Source organism: Fibrobacter succinogenes (assembly GCF_902779965.1).
Lineage (GTDB): Bacteria > Fibrobacterota > Fibrobacteria > Fibrobacterales > Fibrobacteraceae > Fibrobacter > Fibrobacter succinogenes_F.
This window is the reverse complement of the sequence record NZ_CACZDK010000004.1, coordinates 254965-276949: the sequence shown is the minus strand read 5'-3', so window position 1 is coordinate 276949 and position 21985 is coordinate 254965. Positions and strand designations below refer to the sequence as shown.

General features: G+C 48.4%; 18 protein-coding genes and 1 tRNA gene. 16 read left to right on the top strand and 3 right to left on the bottom strand.

From position 1 onward, the window contains the following. Positions 1-91 precede the first annotated feature (91 nt). Positions 92-367: a hypothetical protein gene (locus tag HUF13_RS03655; RefSeq protein ID WP_173473669.1), complete on the top strand. Its 276-nt coding sequence runs from the start codon at positions 92-94 to the stop codon at positions 365-367. Positions 368-462: 95 nt separating this feature from the next. Here HUF13_RS03655 and metF read toward each other — a convergent pair whose 3' ends face one another. After that, a complete protein-coding gene (metF, locus tag HUF13_RS03650; RefSeq protein WP_173473850.1) occupies positions 463-1353 on the bottom strand; it encodes a methylenetetrahydrofolate reductase [NAD(P)H] in 891 nt (296 codons plus the stop codon). 182 nt (positions 1354-1535) lie between these two features. Between metF and HUF13_RS03645 the strand changes: the two genes are divergently transcribed. Next, positions 1536-1609, top strand: a tRNA-Arg gene (locus HUF13_RS03645). Positions 1610-2051: 442 nt separating this feature from the next. Here HUF13_RS03645 and HUF13_RS03640 read toward each other — a convergent pair. Together HUF13_RS03640 and fliB are read right to left on the bottom strand one after the other, a co-directional pair. Further along, positions 2052-2597, bottom strand: a complete 546-nt coding sequence (locus HUF13_RS03640) for a TlpA disulfide reductase family protein (RefSeq protein WP_173473849.1) — start codon at positions 2595-2597, stop codon at positions 2052-2054. Between the two features lie 145 nt (positions 2598-2742). Then, positions 2743-3798, bottom strand: a complete 1056-nt coding sequence (gene fliB / locus HUF13_RS03635; protein ID WP_173473848.1) for a flagellin lysine-N-methylase — start codon at positions 3796-3798, stop codon at positions 2743-2745. Positions 3799-4112: 314 nt separating this feature from the next. Between fliB and HUF13_RS03630 the strand changes: the two genes are divergently transcribed. From HUF13_RS03630 to HUF13_RS03565, 14 genes are all read left to right on the top strand, one after another. Then, a complete protein-coding gene (locus HUF13_RS03630; protein ID WP_173473847.1) occupies positions 4113-4586 on the top strand; it encodes a division/cell wall cluster transcriptional repressor MraZ in 474 nt (157 codons plus the stop codon). Then, entirely contained in the window at positions 4576-5589 is a 1014-nt protein-coding gene (gene rsmH / locus HUF13_RS03625) for a 16S rRNA (cytosine(1402)-N(4))-methyltransferase RsmH (RefSeq protein WP_173473846.1), read from the top strand. The genes HUF13_RS03630 and rsmH overlap by 11 nt, the downstream gene beginning before the upstream one ends. Then, entirely contained in the window at positions 5586-5903 is a 318-nt protein-coding gene (locus HUF13_RS03620) for a hypothetical protein (RefSeq protein ID WP_290924626.1), read from the top strand. Before rsmH ends, HUF13_RS03620 begins: the two co-directional genes overlap by 4 nt. Beyond that, the gene (locus HUF13_RS03615; RefSeq protein WP_173473845.1) at positions 5896-7782 is read left to right on the top strand and encodes a penicillin-binding protein; all 1887 of its coding nucleotides are present in this window, start codon (positions 5896-5898) and stop codon (positions 7780-7782) included. Before HUF13_RS03620 ends, HUF13_RS03615 begins: the two co-directional genes overlap by 8 nt. Before the next feature lie 17 nt (positions 7783-7799). Then, on the top strand, positions 7800-9203 hold the full coding sequence (locus HUF13_RS03610) for a UDP-N-acetylmuramoyl-L-alanyl-D-glutamate--2,6-diaminopimelate ligase (protein ID WP_304038778.1): 1404 nt from the start codon (positions 7800-7802) through the stop codon (positions 9201-9203). Further along, a complete protein-coding gene (gene murF / locus HUF13_RS03605; protein ID WP_173473843.1) occupies positions 9190-10575 on the top strand; it encodes a UDP-N-acetylmuramoyl-tripeptide--D-alanyl-D-alanine ligase in 1386 nt (461 codons plus the stop codon). Before HUF13_RS03610 ends, murF begins: the two co-directional genes overlap by 14 nt. Positions 10576-10595: 20 nt before the next feature. Continuing rightward, on the top strand, positions 10596-11771 hold the full coding sequence (gene ftsW, locus HUF13_RS03600; protein WP_173473842.1) for a putative lipid II flippase FtsW: 1176 nt from the start codon (positions 10596-10598) through the stop codon (positions 11769-11771). Further along, positions 11768-12838 carry an undecaprenyldiphospho-muramoylpentapeptide beta-N-acetylglucosaminyltransferase gene (gene murG, locus HUF13_RS03595; RefSeq protein ID WP_173473841.1) on the top strand — a complete coding sequence of 357 codons (1071 nt, stop codon included), beginning with the start codon at positions 11768-11770 and terminating at the stop codon, positions 12836-12838. The genes ftsW and murG overlap by 4 nt, the downstream gene beginning before the upstream one ends. Then, positions 12838-14220, top strand: coding sequence for a UDP-N-acetylmuramate--L-alanine ligase (murC, locus tag HUF13_RS03590; RefSeq protein WP_173473840.1), 1383 nt, complete (start codon positions 12838-12840; stop codon positions 14218-14220). Before murG ends, murC begins: the two co-directional genes overlap by 1 nt. Then, positions 14217-15059 (top strand): cell division protein FtsQ/DivIB, encoded by an 843-nt coding sequence (locus tag HUF13_RS03585; RefSeq protein WP_304038777.1) that lies wholly within the window; start codon positions 14217-14219, stop codon positions 15057-15059. The genes murC and HUF13_RS03585 overlap by 4 nt, the downstream gene beginning before the upstream one ends. Continuing rightward, a complete protein-coding gene (ftsA, locus tag HUF13_RS03580; RefSeq protein WP_173388538.1) occupies positions 15052-16293 on the top strand; it encodes a cell division protein FtsA in 1242 nt (413 codons plus the stop codon). The genes HUF13_RS03585 and ftsA overlap by 8 nt, the downstream gene beginning before the upstream one ends. 32 nt (positions 16294-16325) lie before the next feature. Further along, positions 16326-17981 carry a cell division protein FtsZ gene (gene ftsZ, locus HUF13_RS03575; protein ID WP_173473839.1) on the top strand — a complete coding sequence of 552 codons (1656 nt, stop codon included), beginning with the start codon at positions 16326-16328 and terminating at the stop codon, positions 17979-17981. Between the two features lie 472 nt (positions 17982-18453). Further along, complete coding sequence (locus tag HUF13_RS03570; protein ID WP_304038775.1) at positions 18454-20025, top strand: hypothetical protein; 1572 nt, start codon at positions 18454-18456, stop codon at positions 20023-20025. 76 nt (positions 20026-20101) lie between these two features. Next, positions 20102-21943, top strand: a complete 1842-nt coding sequence (locus tag HUF13_RS03565) for a fibrobacter succinogenes major paralogous domain-containing protein (RefSeq protein ID WP_173473838.1) — start codon at positions 20102-20104, stop codon at positions 21941-21943. The last annotated feature ends 42 nt before the right edge of the window (positions 21944-21985 follow it).

The window sequence follows — 21985 nt, the reverse complement described above, 5'->3', positions numbered from 1 at the left end:
CCAAGGAACAAATTCTAGCGGAAAGGCAATAATCGGCTGATTCTGAAAGTTATACTTATTTTTAGGAAATGGCGTTCTGAAGGAGTTGAACATGGCATTTAAGAGCATTGGACAAAAGTACGGATTCGTCAGTGCCGGCGATGTTTACCGTCAGGAGATTGTCGATGCGCGCACCGAAGAGCAAGCCAAGGCGCAAAAGCTGATTGAAGAAGAACGTCAAAAAACCGAAAATGCAGAAGCTGAATTAGCTCGGAATCGAGACGATACTGAAACCGTTTTGCGTGAAATGGGAATGTCTGATGAAAAAATTGCTGAAATGCAAGCCAAATTAGAGGTACTTCGTCAAAGCAGACAGTCTCATGGATAACATTCAAAAAGACCTAGCGATAAGCTAGGTCTTTTTTGACGTAAAAAAATTACTGGATGTTTCGAGGCTTCTCCCCTCAACATGACGGGATAGGGTTACCCTGCGAAGTTCTTGCCGAGGATGGCGGAGACGTTCTTGAGGATTCCCTCGGCAACGTCCGGCTTGTTCATGGAATAAACGTGCACGTTCGTGATGCCGTTGGCGTAGAGGTCGATAATCTGGTCGCTGGCGTAGATGATGCCTGCCTGCTTCATGGCGTCTGGATCGCTACCGAACTTATCCACGAGCGACTTGAAACGCTGCGGCATGAACGAGCCGGAAAGCTTGATGGCGCGTTCTACCTGGTTTGCGTTTGTGATGGGCATGATGCCAGGGAGCACCGGGCAGTTCACGCCTGCGTCGCGGAGCTTGTAAAGGAAACTGAAGAAAAGGTTGTTGTCAAAGACCATCTGCGTCGTGAGAAAGTCTGCGCCGGCATCGACTTTTTCCTTGAGGTGCTTGATGTCGTCAGCCTGATTTGCACTTTCCGGGTGCTTTTCGGGGTAGCAGGCTGCGCCAATGCAAAAGTCAGAATCGCTAGCCTTGAGTTCGCGGATGAGTTCTACTGCGTGGTGGTAGTCGCAGTCGCCACGGCCGTTTGCAATGAGTTCCGGCGTGAGGTCGCCACGGAGGGCCATTACGTTCTTGATGCCGGCGGCCTTCATGTCTTCAATGCGCTGGTGGATTGTTTCCTTGGTGCTTGAAATGCAAGTCAGGTGAGCGAGCATCGGAATGCCAAAATTGTACTTGAGGTTCTTCGCAATTTCGAGCGTGTACTGGCTCACGCCGCCACCTGCGCCATAGGTGACACTCATAAATGCGGGGTTGAGCTTTGCGATAGATTCCGTAGCCGCTTTTACGCTTTCAAAACTTGTTTCTTTTTTCGGCGGGAACACCTCGAAGGAGAGGCTCATCTTGTCTTGCTTCAGGATGTCGATAATCTTCATTAAAACTCCGTGCGACTTTGTGTCGTGCTTTGTTTATGCAAATATTTAAATTCATGCATAAATGTAGATAAAATTCCAGATAATGGCAATGGGAGTTACGTAATTTTTTAGAGAGAATAGGGAAGAATCGATTGAAAATTGACGAAAAAACAAATAATTTACTATATTGTGTGCTCACAAATGCCGTCGTAGCTCAGTTGGATAGAGCAGTTGCCTTCTAAGCAACGGGTCGTGGGTTCGACTCCCGCCGACGGTATAAAAGGTTCGTGCGCCACTGGCGCGCGAACCTTTTATATTTTCAACGGAACCCACGACGAGGATATGTGGGTTCGACCTCTGCGTAAGGCGAGAGCAGCGACCGAGCTTGCTCGGGCATTGCCGAGCCGTAGCAGAGGCTACAAAGCACGGAGTGCTTTGTGACTACAGAGCAAGGCGAGTGATGCGCCGACAAGCTCGCTTGTCGGCATATTCGAGCCGAAGCCGGAGTGACAACGCGAAGCGTTGTCACCTCCCGCCGATATCATAGCTGCAGCCTCCCGCCGACAAAACAAAAGCCCCCAGCTAAGAGCCGGGGCAAAAAATGAAGATTCCCGTTCGCGGGCGGGAATGACAAGCAAGGGTATCAAGCGAGAGGTCGCTTGTGAACTCACATTTGATACCCGCAGCAGTCAAGCCCCGTTAGGGGAATGACAAGTTTATTATTGCTTCTTCAAAATTTTGTTCAGCGTCGCGCGCAAATGGTTCATGTTCGCTTCGTTCAGCGTCTCGTAGCGGTAGAACGTGCCGTCCTTCTGCACCAGGTAGACGACTGGAATGTAGCCGGTGCCGTAAGTGGGGCCGAATTCGCTATCCGTGTCTTGGAATACTGGAATGACGGCATGGTATTGGTCGATGAAGATGCGGATGTCGTTCTTCTTGATGCCGCCGTTCAGACCGATGGCAATACCCGTAAGTCCCTTGGCTTCATATTCCTTGATGAGGTTCTGAATTTCGGGGAAGTGTTTTTGGCAGTGCGGGCACTTGGGGCTGAAATAGTAGATGAGCAGCGGGCGGTTAGCGAAATGGCTGAACATGATACCCGGATCGCTGATGCCCGAAAGGTGCTTGGAAAAGTCCATTTTCATGGGTTGTTCGGTCTTGGAATCCATCATTAATTTGATGTCGGCAACTTGCGGTTCTGGTGCAAACTGCGCAAAAGTCATTGCTGCAGCGAAAGCGATCAAGGTGAAAATACGACTAAACATGCACATACTCCTAAAGACTTTGGGTTAATCCCTGGGAATCCTATTTAAACAGTTGTAAAATACCAAAAAATAAGGGGGTTAATTGTGATTTTCGTCAAAAAAAGGCAAAAATAATGTAAAAAATAACGTTTCTCGGGCGGTGACGCTATTCTCTCAAGATTCTCTTGAAATTCTCTGGCGAAAATAGCGGATTTTCCATGAATTCTTCCTCTAGAATGCCCATGATTTCTTCGGAGTATTCAGTTTGCTTGCTCAGTAATTTTATAGCGTCGATTTTGGTTAAAATGGCGCCTAATTTCTTCACCATAATCCAGAAGTAAATGGCGAACTCGACTTTGGTAAGGCTGTTCCCGTCGAACAGACTTTTTTCGTAGTAACGGAATAGTAGATAGGCGATGATTTTTTCGCCGTCGCTATCGGTGAAGTGTCCGACGTTACCGATTGAACTATCGGGGGTATGTAAAATTTGTACTAACTCTTTGTAAGCGCTGTCCCAAGCCGGTCCGTAGCTTTCGCCTTTGCCTAAAACGTCGATCCACGACTGGAGGATGTTGTTCGAAATTTTGGCGTTGCTTGTGCTGTCGGTTGATTTTACTGAATAATTGTTAAAACTTTGTTCGAAATTTTCAAACCCGCTTGTTTCAACGGCAAAGTCTAACAATTCGATTATACGCTTGTTAAGAGGTTTGCTGTGGTCTGCAAGGATTTTGAATAAATGCTCGCGTTCTTCAAATATGGCATCGCGGGCTTCGAGAGCTTCGTCGGGAATGTCGTCTGGTTCATCGTCAATTTCGCGCTCGACAAATGCAATGGGCGAGGAGGCTGTGCTTTTGCATTCGAGCAGAAGCCGCACGCCTTCTTCGCAACAAAGCCCGATGCCTTTTTCCATGATGTCGCCGTAAACTTCGACAAATCGCGGGTGCTCACGGCAAATGTCACAGAGACTGTCTTCGCCAAGATGACAAATCATGTCGCAAAGTCCGTCTTGCCTTAAAAATGGGCAGCGGTCGCCAGGACTCAATTTGAAATGATTGTCTTTGATGTTTTCGCGGAGCTTTTCTCCGAATGCGCCTTTGACTTTGGCGTAGCGTTTGGCGCTAGCTTCGTCAATGTCGATTTCCCAGCCGATGCAACAAGTGTCGGTGCATTTGCCAGCGATGCAGTGGAACGAATCATAAAAATCAGGTGTGCGGAGAAGCATGGAGACTTAGTTACTAGTTAATAGTTAGTAGTTACTAGAAAATTTAGAAAATAGCGTGTTTTGTTTGCGGTTTACTTCCTACCGCCTACTTCCTACTGTCTACTAACTATCATTTCTAATAAATTTCTTACGTAAATATTATCTTACTAGCTTTGAAAGATTGCTCATATGAGCAAATTTTTGTGTAAAATTTTTCTCATCAGAGGGTGAAAGTATGCTTTTTTTAAGTTTGACCTCTGTTTTGTGTTGCCACTGTGGGTGAAAGTGGGTATATTTACCACGTGTGATAAGTGTTGTGGTAAAATGTGTCAAATATGGATTTCACTTCTTTCATAGGACAAGCCCAAACGGCGATTGATGGAAAGGGAAGGACCTCCTTCCCTAGGGAATTCCGTCGTCAGCTTTCGGCGTCCGAAGGGAATGAGTTCGTGGTCACTCGTGGCCCGGACCGCACCCTCCGGTTGTTCGTCCTATCTGAGTTTGAGAAATTCATGGCGGACTTGGATGCTAGGTCCGACCGCCGTCAAGCCGATTTAGTTCGGAGAGGCCTCAGCCCCACAGTCGTGGAGATGGATGGCCAGAATCGCATTTTACTCCCCAAGATTTTATTGGAGTATGCCGGCCTTAAAGACGAAGTGCTTTATGTCCAGGCCCGCGGTAAGACTCTCGAATTATGGAATCCTGAACGTTACAACGAAAAGTATGGATTGCAGACAAATGATGCAATCGAAGCTTTCGACGCTGCGTTCTATGGTGAAGGCTTGACGGAGGGGGATAATGGCAGATAAGAATCTCCGCAAGTCAGTACATGTAAATGAAATTTCGGAAGCCGCGGTCGCTGGAGTTCAAGGGAGAGAATTCTATCACGATCCGGTGATGCTCAAGGAATGTCTTGAAGGCTTGAATATCAAGCCGAATGGCACCTATTCGGACTGCACGCTTGGCGGTGGCGGCCATTCTTACGCTATTGCCCAAAAGCTTGATTCCGAAGGCACGCTGCATGCATTTGACCGCGACGATGAAGCGGTCCAGTTTGCAACGAAGCGTCTTGCTGGTGTTGCTCCGAAGTTTATTGTCCATCCGGTTCCGTTTAGCGAACTCGGAAATGAAATTGCGCCGAATACACTCGATGGCGTCCTTTACGATCTCGGCATCAGCAGTCATCAGGTGGATGACTCTAGCCGTGGTTTTACGTTTGTAGGCGATAATCCGCTCGACCTTCGCATGGACCGTCGCGAAGATGTATCTGCGCAGGAATGGCTCCGCACGGTAAGCGAAGATGATTTTGCAGCGGCGCTCCGCAAGAATGCCGATATGGATCGAGCGTTCAAGCTTGCTTCTCGCATTAAAGAAAAAGTTGCCGAAATTGCGGCTGCGAGCCGCGATGTGCTCCCGAGCGATATCAAGGCTGTTGTCGAAGCTGTGTTCCCAGACAAGCGCCGTGATGCAAATAGCCTTTTGGCTCGCGTGTTCCAGGCCATTCGCATGGAAGTGAACGGCGAGCTCAAGCAGATTGAAGATAGTATCCGCGCCGCGGTAGACTGCCTCAAGGTGGGCGGTCGTTTGGTCGTGATGAGCTACCACTCTGTTGAAGACCGTTGCGTCAAGGAAACAGCTGCTGAATTTGAAAAGGCGTGCATTTGCCCGGAAAACTTGCCGGTTTGCATGTGCGGTGGCAACCACCAGCGTTTAAAGAAAGTGAATCGTAAGCCGATTTTGCCCTCGGCCGAAGAAATCAACAGGAACAGTCGGGCACGTTCTGCAAAGCTTAGGATTTATGAAAGAGTATGACTAAGGAAGAGCAGAATTTATCCGCAGGTTCCGGCAGGGGCGGCGTCATGAGAATCGTATTCTTATTCGTTCTCATGATTACGGCGGCATGCATGTTCCCGGTGTACATGCAAAACCGCATTAATCGTCTTTATGGCACTTTCTATGGGTTAAGGGAAAAGGCGAGCTTGCTCAATCGTGAAATCCTTTTGAGGGATTACGAGATCAACAAGCTTACATCCATGAGCCATTTGGCAAAGTTTGCAGAAGAGACGGGCCTTGGTCTTTACGAGGTTCCGGTAAAAGTCATGATAACGGGGGAGTCGAATGAATAAATACGGCGCAGATCCCCTGTTTATATTGAAGAGCCTTGTGCTTTGCACGATTGTCGTCTTGGTTTTCCAGACGTTTGATATCCAGGTGATGAACCGCAATCTTTACCAGGTGAACACAAAGTCCATGGTGACGCATACGAAGAATTTGTATGCAGAACGCGGCTCGATTATGGACCGTAATGGTATTGTGTTTGCCGAAAGCATGCGCGATACGAGCGACAATTTGGGTTACAGTCGATTGTTCTTGCAGGGATCACTTGCATCGCAGATTGTGGGCAAGGTTGGCTATAACGGCAGCGGTAGCATGGGCATGGAAAAGATTTTCGACGATAGCCTTCGTGGTGACGAAGGGCTCCGCGTGAGCGTGCAGGACGTGCACCGTCGTGAAGTTTATTACCGCTCGAAGAATGTGGTCGAAGCAAAGTCTGGCTTGAATCTTGTTTTGACGATTGACCGCAACATGCAGGAAATTGTCGAAAAGGCATTGAAGGATGGTGTTGCTGAATTTATGGCAACGAGCGCTAGTGCCGTTGTCGTAGATCCGTACACGGGCGAAATTTTGGCGATGGCGAGCTACCCGACATTTGACCCGAACTCCAAAATTCAGGGAATCGGTCGCATGGCAAAGAACGAAATTATTTCGATGTCATATGAACCAGGTTCAACGTTCAAGGTGATTACAGCTGCGGCTGCTCTTGAAAATAATGCCGTTAGTCCGAACAAGATTTTTGTGAACGAAGGTCGTTGCTGGCAATGGAACCCGAAGATTGAAAAAATTTGCGATACGCACGTTTATGGCGATATGGACATGAGCGAAGCGATGGTGCAGTCTTCGAACATTGTTTTTGCAAAGATTGCCGATGAAGTGGGCGCTGAACGTTTGTTCAAAATGGCTCGTGCTTTTGGTATTGGCACTAGAGCTTTTGACAATTATGAGGGCGAAGAAAACGGCAGACTTTTGACTCCGACGGAACTCACTCGTGACGATAGAACTTTAAAGACGATGGGCTTTGGACATGCTGTTTCTACGACTCCAATCCAGATGGTAATGGCGTATGCGGCGATTGCGAATGGCGGAACGTTGATGCGCCCGCAGATTGTGAAGGAATGGCGCAATTCTAATGGCGATGTTGTCGAAAGGAACAAACCGGTAGAACTCCGTAGAGTTGTTTCTGAAAAGACGGCAGCAACAATCCGCAAAATGCTCAATCGCGTGGTGAACAGTGGTACGGCAAAGCGTGTGGCATCGCAGAAGTTGAAAGATGTTTTGTTTGGCGGGAAGACGGGTACGGCTGAAAAGTACAATCACTTGACCCGCTCTTACGACCGCAATTCTCAAGTGGCTTCGTTCATTGGGCTTGCTCCTGCTGAAGATACGCGTTATGTGTGCTTGGTGCTTGTGGACGACCCGCAAGGTAAACATGTGGGTGGCCTTACTGCAGGCCCGATTTTCCGCCGCATCATGGAAGGGATTTATTATCATCCGGCGCTTTCGCCGATTGCGCACAACTTAAAGCAGGTGAAACTAGGTTCTCCGTGCGATAAGGATTTTGCCGGGATGACGGCTTCTTCGGCTAAGGAATATGCAAAGAAACACCGTTGCCCTGTCCGCTTTGAAGGCAAGGGACTCCGCGTGATTTCGGAACGAGTTGATATGGGACTTGTCAATGGCAAAACGCTTTTGCTTGGCGATGCGGTGGCAAGCCGTATGCCCAATTTGCAAGGGCTTTCGCTGAAGGATGCTCTCGAAGTGATGGGGAACATCCGTATGAATGTTGAATATACAGGAAAGGGACGCGTTGTTGCTCAGGAACCCAAGGCCGAAGAAGCCTTGCGGAAGGGGGCGGTTTGCAAGCTGACCTTAAAGGAGAAAAGCTGATGATTTCGGAAGGACTTATGGAAAAGTTGTCCGTGACGGGGCTTTGTGATGATTCCCGCCGTGTGAAACCGGGGAATTTGTTCTTCTCTGTTCCAACGGAAGGGTACGAAGCATTTGCCCGTAGTGCCATTGCTGCTGGCGCCGTGGCAGTTGTGGGCGAGACGATGGCTCCAGAAGGGCTTACGTCAAAATGGATTCAGGTGCCCGACGTGAAGGCCGCGCGCCTTGAAGCTGCTAAAATTTTCTACAAAGACCCGTTCAGCAAGTTGATTTGCCATGCCATCACAGGCACGAACGGCAAGACAACTAGTGCGTTTTTGATGAATGCCATGCTCGAAGCCGCAGGCCACAAGGTGGCTCTTCTTGGAACCATTTTGAACAAGATTGGTGACAAGTCCGTGCCGGCAACGCTTACGACTCCGGGGCTTTTGGACCTTTATGCATTTGCCGCTCGCGCTGTTGATGCTGGCTGCACGGACCTCGTGATGGAAGCGTCTTCGCATTCGCTCCATCAAGGACGTGTTGCTGGAATCCATTACAAGAGCGGGCTCTTTAGCAACTTGACGCAAGACCATCTCGATTACCACAAGACGATGGATGCTTACTTTGAAGCAAAGAAGTTGCTCTTTACAAAGTACCTCGCCGAAAATGGTGTTGCCGTTATCAATATTGATGATGAACATGGCGAAAAACTCTTTAATTGCTTGGATTGCCGCAAGGTTGCTGTTTCGAGACTCGGCAAGGCCAAGGCCGATGTAAAGCCGTTTGGCGAAGTGAAAAGCACGGAAGACGGTCTTGAATTTACGCTTCCGATGATTGCGACCGAAAAATTTGAAACTCCGCTTTGTGGTGACTTTAACGTTGACAATGTGCTCTTGGTGCTTTCTTGGGCTCATGCGCTTGCAATTCCTGAAGACGCTATGCGCAAGGCGATTGCAAATGTTCGCGTTCCGGGCCGTTTTGAAAAGGTCTGGAGCAAGGATGGCAAGCACGTGATTGTGGATTACGCCCACACGCCGGATGCTCTTGAACGCGTTTTGAATACGGCTCGTAGCCTTTGCCGCGGTAAACTTTCGACCGTGTTCGGTTGCGGTGGTGACCGTGACAAGACAAAGCGCCCGATTATGGGCGGCATTGCTGAACGCATTGCGGACAAGGCTTGGCTCACGTCGGATAATCCGCGTACCGAAAAGCCCGCCGACATCATCGCTGACGTTCGCGCCGGCATGACTACGGACAAGTTTGAAGTTGTTGAAAACCGCGAAGAAGCGATTAACCGCGCTTGTGCGGAACTCAAGAGTGGCGACTGGCTTGTGATTGCAGGCAAGGGCCATGAAGATTACCAGATTATTGGTAAGACCAAACATCATTTTGACGATCGCGAAATCGCGGTGAAGGCGATGTCTGATGCTGAAGCTTGATTTGACTATTGGAGAAATGCTTGAGATTCTGGAAACCGAAGCTGTCGGTGTTCCGGCTCGCACCTTGAAACGCAAGGTGAATCTCTGCATGGATTCTCGTGAAAAAGCCAAGGGCGTTGTCTTTTGGCCAATTAAGGGCGCACGTTTTGACGCCCACCAGTTTGTATCTCAAATGGAAAAGGATGGAGCTCTGATGAGCGTTGTAAACCAAGCTGCTATCGATCCGAATTTCAAGATGTACGCTCCGGTCGATGATACGACAAAGGCTCTCTTGAAGCTTGCCAAGGGCTATCAAAAACTTTTCAAGTTGAAGAAGGTCGCTATTACCGGTAGTAACGGCAAGACGACTACAAAGGAAATGACGAAGGCTGTACTTTCGATGAAGTACAATACCCATGCTACGCAGGGGAACTTCAACAACCATATCGGTGTCCCGATGACGCTGTTCCAGCTGAAGCACAGCCATGAAGCTGCTGTTGTCGAAATGGGAACGAGTGGCCCGGACGAAATCCGTCCGCTTTCGTTGGCTACCGAGCCGGATGTTGCCGTGATTACGAACATTGGCGCAAGCCACCTTGAACGCCTTGGCGATTTGGATGGCGTGTTCAATGAAAAGATTAACATTGTCGCAGGACTCAAGAAGGGCGGCACGCTGATTGTGAATGCCGACGATGAACGCCTTTGCAAGGTGAAGGCAACCAAGAATTACAAGGTTGTGACCTTCGGTGTGCGCCGTGGTGTCATCAAGCCGGAAAAACTCAAGTGGAACGAAAATCTCTGCGCTGATTTCTACGTCGGTCGTACGCACTTTACGTTGAATGTTCCAGGTGACCACAATCTTTACGATGCTCTTGCTGCCATTGCCGTGGGCGAAGCTTTCCGCATCCCGAAGGGCGATATTGCAAAGGCTCTTGCTGGATTTAGCTCCACGAGCATGCGCATGGAAGTGAAAATCGCAAATGGCTTCAGGATTATTTCGGACTGTTACAATGCCAATCCGTCTTCGACGAAGATGGCTCTCCAGACGCTTGGCAACATGAAAGTTGAAGGATTGCGTATTGCTGTACTCGGCGACATGCTTGAACTCGGCAAGGAAAGTGGCAATTTGCACAAGCAGATTGGCGCTATGGTTCCCGAAATGAATTTCGATATGCTCATTGCTGTGGGTAACGAAGCGAAAAAATATGTCGAAGGCGCAAAGTCTCGCGGCATGAAGAACGTGTTCCATTTCGATACAGTCGATGATGCTGTGACTTGCTTGAGCCAATCCGTTGCCGAAGGCGATGTTGTGTTGGTGAAGGGTAGCCGCGGCATGCACATGGAACGTGTTGTCGATGCTCTGTTGCACATGGTGCCGGTGCTCAGATTTTAAGGAAGGAATTCGAAGTTAAAATGTCCACAACGACTCAGACACAGGGAATAAACAAGCTTTTGCTGTTTGTCACATTAATATTAATGTGCTTTGGCGTAGCTATTATCTATTCCGCATCTGCGCCTGTGGCCTCTTCGAAGAATTTGTCTCCGGAACATTACTTGATGTCGCACTTGACTAAGGTTTTTGCCTCGGTTGTGATTTTGGCGGTGTTCTGCAAGATTGATTATGCGCTGTGGAAAGTTCTTGCGCGCTATATCTTTGGCTTTGGGGCCGTGCTCACTTTGGCGGCGACCATTTCGGGTGTGGCGACAAAGGGCGCTTCTCGTTGGATCTTTGGTATTCAGCCGTCCGAGATTTTGAAGTTTGCATTTATCATTTGGATTTGCTCGAAACTTTCGGATGCGGGCGACGAAATCAAGTCAATCAAGTGTTCGATTGTCCAGCCGGCGATTCCTTTAGGGATTTCTGCAATTTTGCTTTTGAGTCAGCCGAACTACTCGATGTTTATCATGTTCTGCACGTTGCTGCTTGTGCTGCTTATGATTGCGGGGGCAAACTACAAGTACGTGGGCTTGGGCGTTTTGGTGAGCGTGCCGATGGGAATTATTGCGATGCTTTGCAAGTCGCATACCCGCCAGCGTATCCTTGCGTTTTTCTCTAACGATGGCGCCATGAAAAATTCGCAGTACCAGGTGGACCATGCTCTTGAAGCGCTCGGGAATGGCGGCTTGTTTGGAACGGGAATTGGCATGGGCGAACAGAAACTGGGTTACTTGCCCGAAGCGCATAAAGACGTTGTGTACGCAGTGATTGGCGAAGAATTTGGATTTGTGGGGACGTTCTTGGTCTTGCTAGCTTTTGCGATTCTTTTCTCGCAGGGCTACAACATTGCAAGGTCGTCGACGACTCGATTTGGCCGGTATTTGGCTGTAGCGCTTACGACTTCGGTATTCATGAATTTTGTGATTCACATTTGTGTTTGCGTAAGGCTTATTCCGGCGACCGGCCAGCCGCTTCCGTTTATTAGCTATGGCGGAACGAACCTGATGGTTACGGCTGCTTTTATTGGAATTTTGTTGAATATTTCGCGCCCGACGAGTGGAAAGAGCATTCGTGAACCTTATATAAGCAACAATGTTTCGTTCGACACGGGTTCATACATGAATTTTAGGACAAGAAGGAGTTCTATATGAAAAAGTTCCTCTTTGTTTGCGGTGGCACTGGTGGCCACATATTCCCGGCAGTGGCTATTGCCGAGAGTTTAAAGAAGATGGGTGTTACAGATATTACATTTGCTGGCCGCAAGGATGCTATGGAAGAACGCCTTGTGGCAAAGGATTGGCCGTACGAATATATCTCGGCTGTTCCTCTGCATCGTGGACCGTTCCTCAAAAATTTGGCACTCCCGTTTAAACTTTCGAAGTCGCTCATTCGTGCGAAGAGCGTCGTGAAAAAAGTGAACCCGGATGTTGTCGTGGCGACGGGTGGCTATGTGTCGCTCCCGATTGTGCTTGCGGCAGGTTCTATGGGCATCCCGGTTTATTTGCAGGAACAGAACGCCGTTGCCGGTATTGCAAATAAAGTTGGTGCGCGTTATGCAAAGACGGTCTTTGTCACTTCCGAAGAAGCGATGAAGGGATTCCCGATTGAAAAAACGCGTATTCTGGGTAACCCGATTCGTGATTTGCCTTCAGCGGATTCCTTGGCTCGTCCGATTGAATACCGTGAAGGTCGCAAGGCTGTATTCATTGTCGGTGGCTCCCAGGGTGCTGTTGGCATCAACAACAAGATTGAAGAAAGTATTGGCCGCATTGCTGCTCACGAAGATATTAGCGTGGTTTGGCAAGTGGGTGTAAAGAATGTTGATAGTATCAACGAACGCCTTGGCATTTTGCCCAACGTTGCTGTTCGCGGATTCCTCGATAACATTTACGCCTACATGAAACATGCCGACTTGATTATCAGCCGCGCTGGAGCTTCGGGACTTGCAGAAATTCTTGCATTTGGTAAGCCCTCTATTTTGCTCCCGTACCCGCATGCGACTGCAAACCATCAGGAACACAATGCTCGCGTTGTTGAAAAGGCGGGCGCTGCTCTTGTGGAACTTGATGAAGAACCGAATGATCTTTGGAATAAAGTTGAAGCGCTCCTGTATGATCCGGAACGCCTGAAGCAGATGGGCGAGGCCGCAGCAACGCTTGGCATGCCCGATGCCGCTGACCAGATTGCGAAAATTATTCTGGATATGGAGAGAACGTAATGCAGATTAATGATTGTAAACGTGTTCGTCGCCTTCATTTCGTGGGTATCGGTGGCGCTGGTATGTCCGGTATTGCCGAAGTGCTCCACGAAAATGGCTTTGTCGTGACGGGTTCCGATATGGGCGAAGGCGCTGTCATCGACTACCTGAAAGGTCTTGGCATTCGCATTGATGCAAAGCACGAAGCCAAGAATGTTGTAGATGCGGACTTGGTTGTTTATTCTTCTGCCATTCCGTTTGACAATCCGGAACTTGTTGAAGCTCGCGCTCGCCGCATTCCGGTGATTCGCCGTGCTGAAATGCTCGGTGAACTGATGCGCCTCAAGTACACGCTTTCCATTGCCGGTACGCATGGCAAGACGACAACGACTTCTATCGTTGGCGCTATTTGGGAAGAAGCTGGCCTTGACCCGACGATTATTGTGGGTGGAATTGTGAAGGGTAAGTGCAGTGGTGCCAAAGTGGGCCACGGCGATTACCTCATTGCTGAAAGTGACGAATTTGACCGCAGCTTCCTTTCGATGATGCCGTCTTCGGCGATTATCACGAACATCGATGCCGATCATCTCGATACGTACGAAAATATCGATGCAATCAAGGATGCGTTTACGCAGTTTGCGAATAAGATTCCGTTCTACGGTCAGGTGATTGTATGCCTTGATGACCCGAACGTGCAGCAGATTTTGGCTCACCTCAAGAAGCCGGTGATTACGTATGGCTTTACGCGCCAGGCCAAGTACCGCGTTGAAAATCTCGCGTTCGTGAAGGGTTATCCGAAGTTTGAAATTCTTTGCGATGGCAAGAGTCTTGGCGAATTTAAACTCCAGATTCCGGGCCGTCACAACGTTTTGAATGCAACGGCTGCCGTAGCGCTTGCTGTCGAAGAAGGTATTTCCATTGAAGTTGCCCGCAAGGCTGTAGCTGCATTCGAAGGTGTCAAGCGCCGCTTTGAATTCATTGGCGAAAAGAATGGCGTGATGGTGTTTGATGATTATGCTCACCATCCGACCGAAGCGACCGCTACACTTCTCGGTTTCCGCGAAGCGTTCCCGGATAAGCGCATTATTGTTGCTTTCCAGCCGCATTTGTTTACTCGCACTCGCGATCAGCACGAAGCATTTGGTAGCGCATTTTCGAACTGCGATGTGCTCTTGGTGACCGACATTTATCCGTCTCGCGAAAAGCCGATTGAGGGCGTGACAGGTGCCATGGTGGCCAACAGTGCTGCTGACCGCGGCCACCGCGATGCCCGCTTTATTGGTGACGTGAACAACTTGATCCCGGTTTGCAAGGATTTGCTTAAGCCGAACGATGTGATTGTTCTTATGGGCGCCGGTAACATTTGGAAACTCGGCCAGACGATTTTGGAGAAGAGTATTTGAGTTTAAATGATACGAACATGTTCGGTCGACGGATCGGCTATAACGAACGCAAGCGCAGGCGTAAACGTTCACGTAAGAGACGTGTGCGTGTGGGTTCTGCTGTTCGTTGGTACAAGCGCAAAGGTTGGATTTTGACCTTGTTGTTTGTCATTGCCTCCGTTGCACTGTGGCAAAGTCGTTTCTATTTAAACCAAATTAATCCGCTGGAATTCAGGCATTTGCAGTACATCGAAATTGAAGGCAATCGCATGCTTTCTTGGGAAGATGTGGTGCAGAGCGCTCAGGTGGAAACGGGCATGCTCATGTCGGAACTGGATGCAGATTCTGTCAGGAAATCGCTCTTGCAGATTCCGCTGATTCATTCTGCCGAAGTCGAAAGCAAGTTCCCGTCGTCTTTGTACATCAAGATTCAAGAAGCGTCCCCGATTTTGTCGGTGCTTGAAGACGGCAAGGCTACGGTCTATTCCGAAAGAGGTCTTTCGCTTCCGATGTCTATGATGACAGCGCTCCATTTGCCGATTCTTGAAACGGAATCCTTGGGAAAGGTCAAGCAGGTGGCTTCGTTCTTGTCAACCATGCTCAATCTGAACAAGCCGCTCTATGAGCGCGTTTCGCAAGTGGGCTGGTCCGAGAATGACCGCGCATTTGAAGTGTATTTCAAGGATGTCGGGTTCCGCGTGATGTTCCCGGAATCGAACTGGGATAAGGATTTGTTTACTTTGTATGATGCTGTCGGCAAGGGCTTTAGGAGAGATTTCCTTTGCGCTAGCGAGGTCGATATGAGATTTCATGGATTTGCGTATATAAAAAACATCGATAAGAGGTGTACCAATGGATGACAATAAGCAAATGGTCAAAAAAGAGGACTATATTTTCGGGCTTGATATCGGTGCCTCGAAAGTAAATTTGTTTGTCGGCATCTCGGAAGGTGAATCCGTCCGAGTCGTGGAATGTGGCGACTTCCCGCTGGAATCGTCCGATGAATACGATTCTGTCGTCGAGACGTTGCAAAAGGCCGTCCATATGCTTGAATCATCGGCGGGAGTCGATGTGCGCGATGTCTATGTAGGCATTGCGGGTAAGCATGTGTCGTCTTACAGCTACAAGGGACTTGTTTCGTTACCGACAAATGAAGTTCGCGATGAAGATATCGTGAACGTCCAGAGGCTTGCAAGTACGCTTCCTGACAAGGCTGGCGAAATTATCCATGTATTCCCAGGTGAATATACGCTGGATGATAGAACGGGTATTCGCAATCCCAAAGGCTATTCTGGCCGCCGCTTGGGTGTGGAAGTTCAGGTAGTAACCTCGCGTCCGAATGCCCTCCAGGATATCGCCAAGTGCGTCAACCGTGCAGGACTTAACGTTGCCGGTTTTGTTTTGGAACCGCTTGCTGCCGCTTCTGCCGTTCTTTCCAACGATGAACGCGAACTCGGTGTGGCATTGATTGACATTGGTGCAGGTTCTGCCGACGTGGCTGTTTTTGTAAAGGATTCCGTGCGTTACACGGCATCGCTTGACATGGCCGGTAACATTATTACAAGTGATATTAGCAAGTGCCTTAAGGTTCCGGTCTCTTTGACAAAGGCCGAAGAACTCAAGAAAAAGTATGGCACCTGCTCGCTCAACAATTTGATTGAAGATGAAACCTTCCCGGTCCCAGGTGTGGGTGACCGTGGAGAAGTTCTTTGTTCTCGTAAACTTTTAGCACAAATTATTACAGCGCGTGTGGCTGAAATCTTCAAGCTCTTGGCGAAGGATTTGGAAAAGCACCACTTGGATACCGTTATTGATGGCGGTATCGTGCTTACGGGTGGCTGCTGCAACCTTCCGGGAATCGAAGAAATTGCAGCTAAAGTATTCAAGAAGCCTGTCCATATTGGTAAGCCGAGAGGCATGAGCGGCATTCAGGAAGCGTTCCAGAATCCGTCTTACGCAACAGGTATTGGCCTCTTGTACTACGCGAACAAGAAACATCGCGAAAGAAAACAGCGTGACACGGATACCCAATTGCTCGTTTCTGTGAAGAAGGGTATGCAACGCATTCGCGACATCATCAAGACTTACTTTTAACTGTTAAACCACTCAAATCAGGGAGATAAACTATGAGTGACTTTGAAAACATCAACTTCGAGGCTATGTCTCGTATCACGGGTGACGATACCCCATCCAGAAACGCCAAGGTGAAGGTGTTTGGCGTCGGCGGTGCCGGCGGCAACACTGTGAACCGTATGAAGCAGATGAATATTGAAGGTGTAGAATACTATGCCATCAATACCGATGCTATGGCTCTCGACCAGAGTCTCGCTGACCATAAGATCCTTATCGGTGAAAAGAGCACGAGAAATCTCGGTGCTGGCATGGACCCGGAAATGGGTCGCAAGGCTGTCGAAGAAAATATCGATGACTTGAAGAAGGCTATGGTAGGTGCTGACCTCGTGTTCGTTACGGCAGGCATGGGCGGTGGTACCGGTACGGGCGCAGCTCCGATCGTTGCTACCGTTGCTCGTGAACTTGGCATCCTTACGGTTGCCGTTGTCACAAAGCCGTTCCGCTTCGAAGGTAACGTCCGTAATTCTTTGGCTCAGAATGGCGTTCGCGCTCTCCGCGAAGCTGCTGACACCATTATCGTTATCGAAAACAAGAAGCTCTTGAACCTCATCCAGAACACGAACAAGAACGCTACTGTCGATGAAGCTTTTAAGATGGCTGACGAAATCCTCGGCAATGCAGTGCAGAGCATCTGCAGCATCATGTTCCGTCACGGTCTTGTGCACGTTGACTTTGCTGATATCCGCAAGGTTATGCTCAAGGGCGGTTCCGCTCTCATGGGTACGGGTACGGCTGAAGGTGAAGGTCGCGGTGTTGCCGCTGCCGATGCAGCTCTTTCTTCTCCGCTTCTCGAAGATATCGATATCCAGGGCGCTTCTGGCGTGCTTATCAACGTTTCTCATGGCGAAAACTATTCCTTGCTCGAACACAACGAAGCTATGGAACACATTTACGACGCTGTGGGCGAAGAAGGCAACCCGAACATCATCGTCGGTGACATCACTCTTCCGGAACTTGGCGACAAGGTTTGCATCACTATTATCGCAACGGGTTGCGGTGGCACGAACAATGCCGCTGCTGCTGGTTATGCTAATATGAATGCCGCTGCTGCATACCAACAGGCTGCTTATCAGGCTCAGGTTGCTCCGGTGCAGGCTACTCCGCGTCCGACAACTAACTTTGTTGCTCTCGCTGGCCGTGCCACTGCCGCTATGCCTGCTGCCATGCCGACCGCTGCTATGCCGACGGCTGCTATGGCTGCTCAGACTGTTGCTGCTCCGGCTGTCACACAGCGCACTGTTTCTGCTGCTCCGTCTTATGCTTCTGTCCCGCAATACGCAAGTGCAGCCCGTCCGGCTACTCCGATAAATCAAGCTGCCGCCATGTTCGCTCCGGCATCGTCTTTTGCTTCTCCGAGCTTTGATGCTAAGGCTAGCTATGCCGAAGAATCTGTTGCAACGGCTACCAAGACCGTTCGCGAAACGGAAGAAATGCCGGGTGCAGCCGATGCGGATCCGCTTTCTAACGGCAATTATGCAAGCTCCTTGAACAAGCAGGAATCTCGCCCGGCTCAGACTGAACAGGTGAGCGCTGTGGATTATGGCACTCCTGCTTTTATGCGTAACCAGAAGGGCTCCGAAGACGCTCTTAAGGAAAGCAACGTCGATTACGACTTGCCTGCCTTTATGCGTATGAATGACTTGTTCTAATCGTGAATAACGGTTAGCCTACATTGTAATACCAAAAATTCGACCTGGTGCGTTCGAATGTTTTCGAGTGCGCCTCCGAGAAAGAACACACACACATGGGTGCGTGAGTGCGCACCTACCACAACACAAGGGATCACCCGGGTCTCCCTGCCTGGGTGGTCCTTCTTGCGCACCGTTCGGCTCTTGTGTAATACAAGACTCCGTCTTCGCCTCACTCCCACCTAAAGGTGGCCATGCCCACATAAGTGCTAAAGCACTAAGTGGTCAAAGGTCGCCTTCGATGACTCGTTGATACGAGGCACTTGTGGCTCACGGATGTCCGCTCCGCTCTGTAGAGGTTTTGAGGTGTGAGGTCGGGTGTTGCCCTTTGAGGTTGTTTGCGAGTGCGCTTTGGATATGTTTTTTTAATTATTAGCTATGAACTAATGACTAATAACTAACTACTTCTGGCTAGTTTTAATACATTTACAATATGACAAAGCAAATTTCCATTTTTATTGTAGGGGCGTTTTTGGCGGTTGCGTCGTTTGCTTCTGTTGAAAATCAGTCTGAAAAGTCTGTCGAAAAGTCCGGTTACTTCCAGTTGGGGACGGATTTCAATTTCGGGTTTAACGGTGGCCCGACCGATCCGGTTTTTGCGGTCGATACCGCAGAGCATTATGGCAGCCCGAATAGCAACTGGCGCGGGCTTCGCATTCCGCTTGAAACGGCTCGCAGTTACGAAGAACGTATTGAGCCGTTCTTTATGCTCAGTTTCCGTGCTGGTTACAAGAATTTCCATTTCTTGCTCGAAGCTCCTTTGCGCAAGGATTTGGAAGCTTGGTTCAACAGTGAACTCAAAACGAATTTCACTTACAAGCCCAGTGAACTGGATATCAATGTCCCGATTAACGCCTATGCTAAATGGAATAATCCCGTTGGCTTTGTGCAATTCGGACGATTCAATCCCGAAGACTTGAAGATTTCGAAGAACGATATCTTTCTCGGTGGCTTGCCTTATCACGATGGTATTCATTGGAATTTGAATATTGGCATTTTCCGTTATGACTTTTTGCTGAGTTCATTAAACGCTTGGCTTTTTGGCGATGTGATGAATCACGAAACCGGCTGCCCCCAGGATTCTTCAAGCGAGGCTTTTGCGCAAAAATGTACGCTGCCAGGAAAGCAGGTCAGCAACCAGCGTAACCGCACTTACACCGAAAACGTGAAGAATTTGGTTTTCCACAGGCTCGGTGTCGAAACACGCAAGTTTTGGCTTTACCTTGTTGAACAAAGTGTGATTGGTGGCAAGTCTTTGGAATTCCGTTCCATTAATCCGTTCATGTACTGGCACGACAACTATGCGACCGGCTATACATCTGCGGCGACATCTGTAGAATTGGGCTACAAGACGAACGGTGCAAAATTTTATGCGCAAATCAACATGGAAGATATTTCAAGTCCGGTTGGCGAACGCAAGGACATGGGAACTTCTCGTTCCATTATAAATTATATGATTGGGTATTACCATGAACTTGAAACCCGCAAGCATGGAACGTTCTCTTGGCGCTTAGATGTTGTTCGCACGGATCCGGTGGCAAACAACAGTAGGCTTCCGCTTTTGAAATATACGGGGCGCCGCAATTATCGCAGTAATTACCGCGATCAGGGCGACCGTGATTATGCCGATGCTTACTTTGTCGATTATCCTATCGGGTATCGCAGAGGTGGCGACGCTCTTGATTTGTGGTTCGACATGAATTGGAAGGGGAGCGTGCATTCGGCGACGCTTTCGCTTGCTTGGTTGCGTCAAGGCAACAAGGAACTTTATACGGACTACGACAGAGCTGTTAAATCCGAAAATTCTTTGTCTGGCGTTGTTGAAAAACAGTTCCTCGTAGATGCCCTTTACGAAAGAAAAATATCGGATTGGTTTAAGCTCTATGCGGGTGGCGGATTCCGCGTGTACCGTAATCTTGCACACGATAAAAATGAAGATGGCTCCGATGCCTGGATCCGTTCGGGCGTGAAGTTTAATTTCAATCCTGTGGATATGAAGTTCTAATAAAAACTTTTTACGCAAATTAGTTGGGAACTCGTTTACTAATTTTGTAGTTATTCCTTAATAAAGGATACGAATCATGAGTAAACGAGTTGTTTTTTTGTCTGCTGCAAGTACGTTGGTGCTTGTGGTTTTGACTGCGTGTGGCTCTACGCGAAATTCGTCTAACGATGCGGAAAATTCTTTGCATGATGGTGTCGGATATGAAACTATGACGGATTCCCGTGACGGTCAGATTTACAAGACTATAAATGTTGGCGATAAAGTTTGGATGGCGGAAAATCTGAATTACGAAACGGAATATAGCGTGTGTTATAACAATTACGAAAGTTTTTGTATGAAGTACGGTCGTCTTTATACGTGGAAAGCGGCGAATGAAGCATGCCCTGCGGGGTGGCGTTTACCGACGGAAACGGATTGGGTGGATCTTTTGAGAATGGCGAGTGTGAATGTTTCTGCCGAACAATCTTTGAATTCTAGAAAAGGTTGGGACGGAAATGCTAATGGGTTAGGTATTTTGGAATTTTCGGCATTCCCTACAGGGTATTTTAAAAGTGATGAAGACAGGTTTGGAAAAATGGGTGACAAAGTGTTTTTCTGGAGTGCTACAGAAATCAATGGAGATAGCTCGTTTGCTGTAAATCTGCAAAACAATTCCGATGTAAATAATTTAATTCATAAACTCAAGAATTTTGGTTTCAGCGTGCGTTGCGTGAAAGATAAATTGCCGAGCGGTAAGCAACAACAGCAAAAAGCGGAAACCATGAAAGATTCTCGTGATGGCCGCACATACAAAACAGTCAAAATCGGCAAACAGACTTGGATGGCAGAAAATCTCAATTATAAAACGCAGTCCAGTTTTTGTTATGGTGATTCTAGCAGTTGTGAAAAATACGGACAACTTTATGACTGGCGTTCGCTTGTAAACATTTGCCCTGCGGGTTGGCGCTTGCCCCGAAAGGCCGACTGGGAAACTCTGATTAACGCTGTGGGCGGTGAAGCTGTGGCTGGCAAAATGCTGAAGGCTTCAAGCGATTGGCATTATTGTGAACGCCAAAAGGGGCGCTTTGAAAATGGATTCGGCAGGGATGATTTTGGTTTTTCGGCACTCCCCGCTGGCTATAGAATGAATTATAGTGACTATGATGAAAAAATCGGTTTTACGACGTGCTTCCATTCTATAGAAATGGACGGTTCGTCTGATACGGCTGTATGTTTGCCTTGCTGTAACGATAGCATAATTTTGCAAAATAATTTCTCGTTCAATGCGTATAGCATTCGCTGTATCAAAGATGATGAACAAAAAAATGGAGCGAATGCGACTTCTTCTTTTGTACCCCCTTCGAATGTGGCTCGGGGAACCTTTAAAGATCCGCGAGACAAAAAAACGTACAAGACCGTGAAAATTGGTAGCCAAACTTGGATGGCTGAAAATATAAGGTATAAGACTAAAAATAGTAAATGCCAAAATGAATACGACGATAGCCAAAACTGTGCTGAATCAGATCGAATTTATACGTGGTCTGCGGCGTTGAAGGCATGCCCGAGTGGCTGGCATTTGCCGACGGACAAGGATTGGAACACGTTGGTTTCTGTGGTTGGTGGGCGTTTAATCGCAAGTAAAGTACTCAAAACTACAGATTTAGCAGGTAAAACAGACGGAACTACAATTGGCTGGTGTGATTATTGCAATGATGTTGAAGGGAATGGTACGGATGACTATGGCTTTGCGGTACGTCCTATAGGGAATTGGAATGTAGAAGAAGGCTTTTATATGAATGGTTTTTGTGCTGGATTCTGGAATTCTACGAGTGTAAAAGCGGATAGTGCTTCAGTCATGAACATTTGCTGTAATGAACATACAAATATTATCAACGACGATAAAAGAAATATGTACACCGTCCGTTGCGTGAAGGATTAGAGGGAATGGGCTATGAGTTATGGGCTCGCTCCTTGCCTCTTC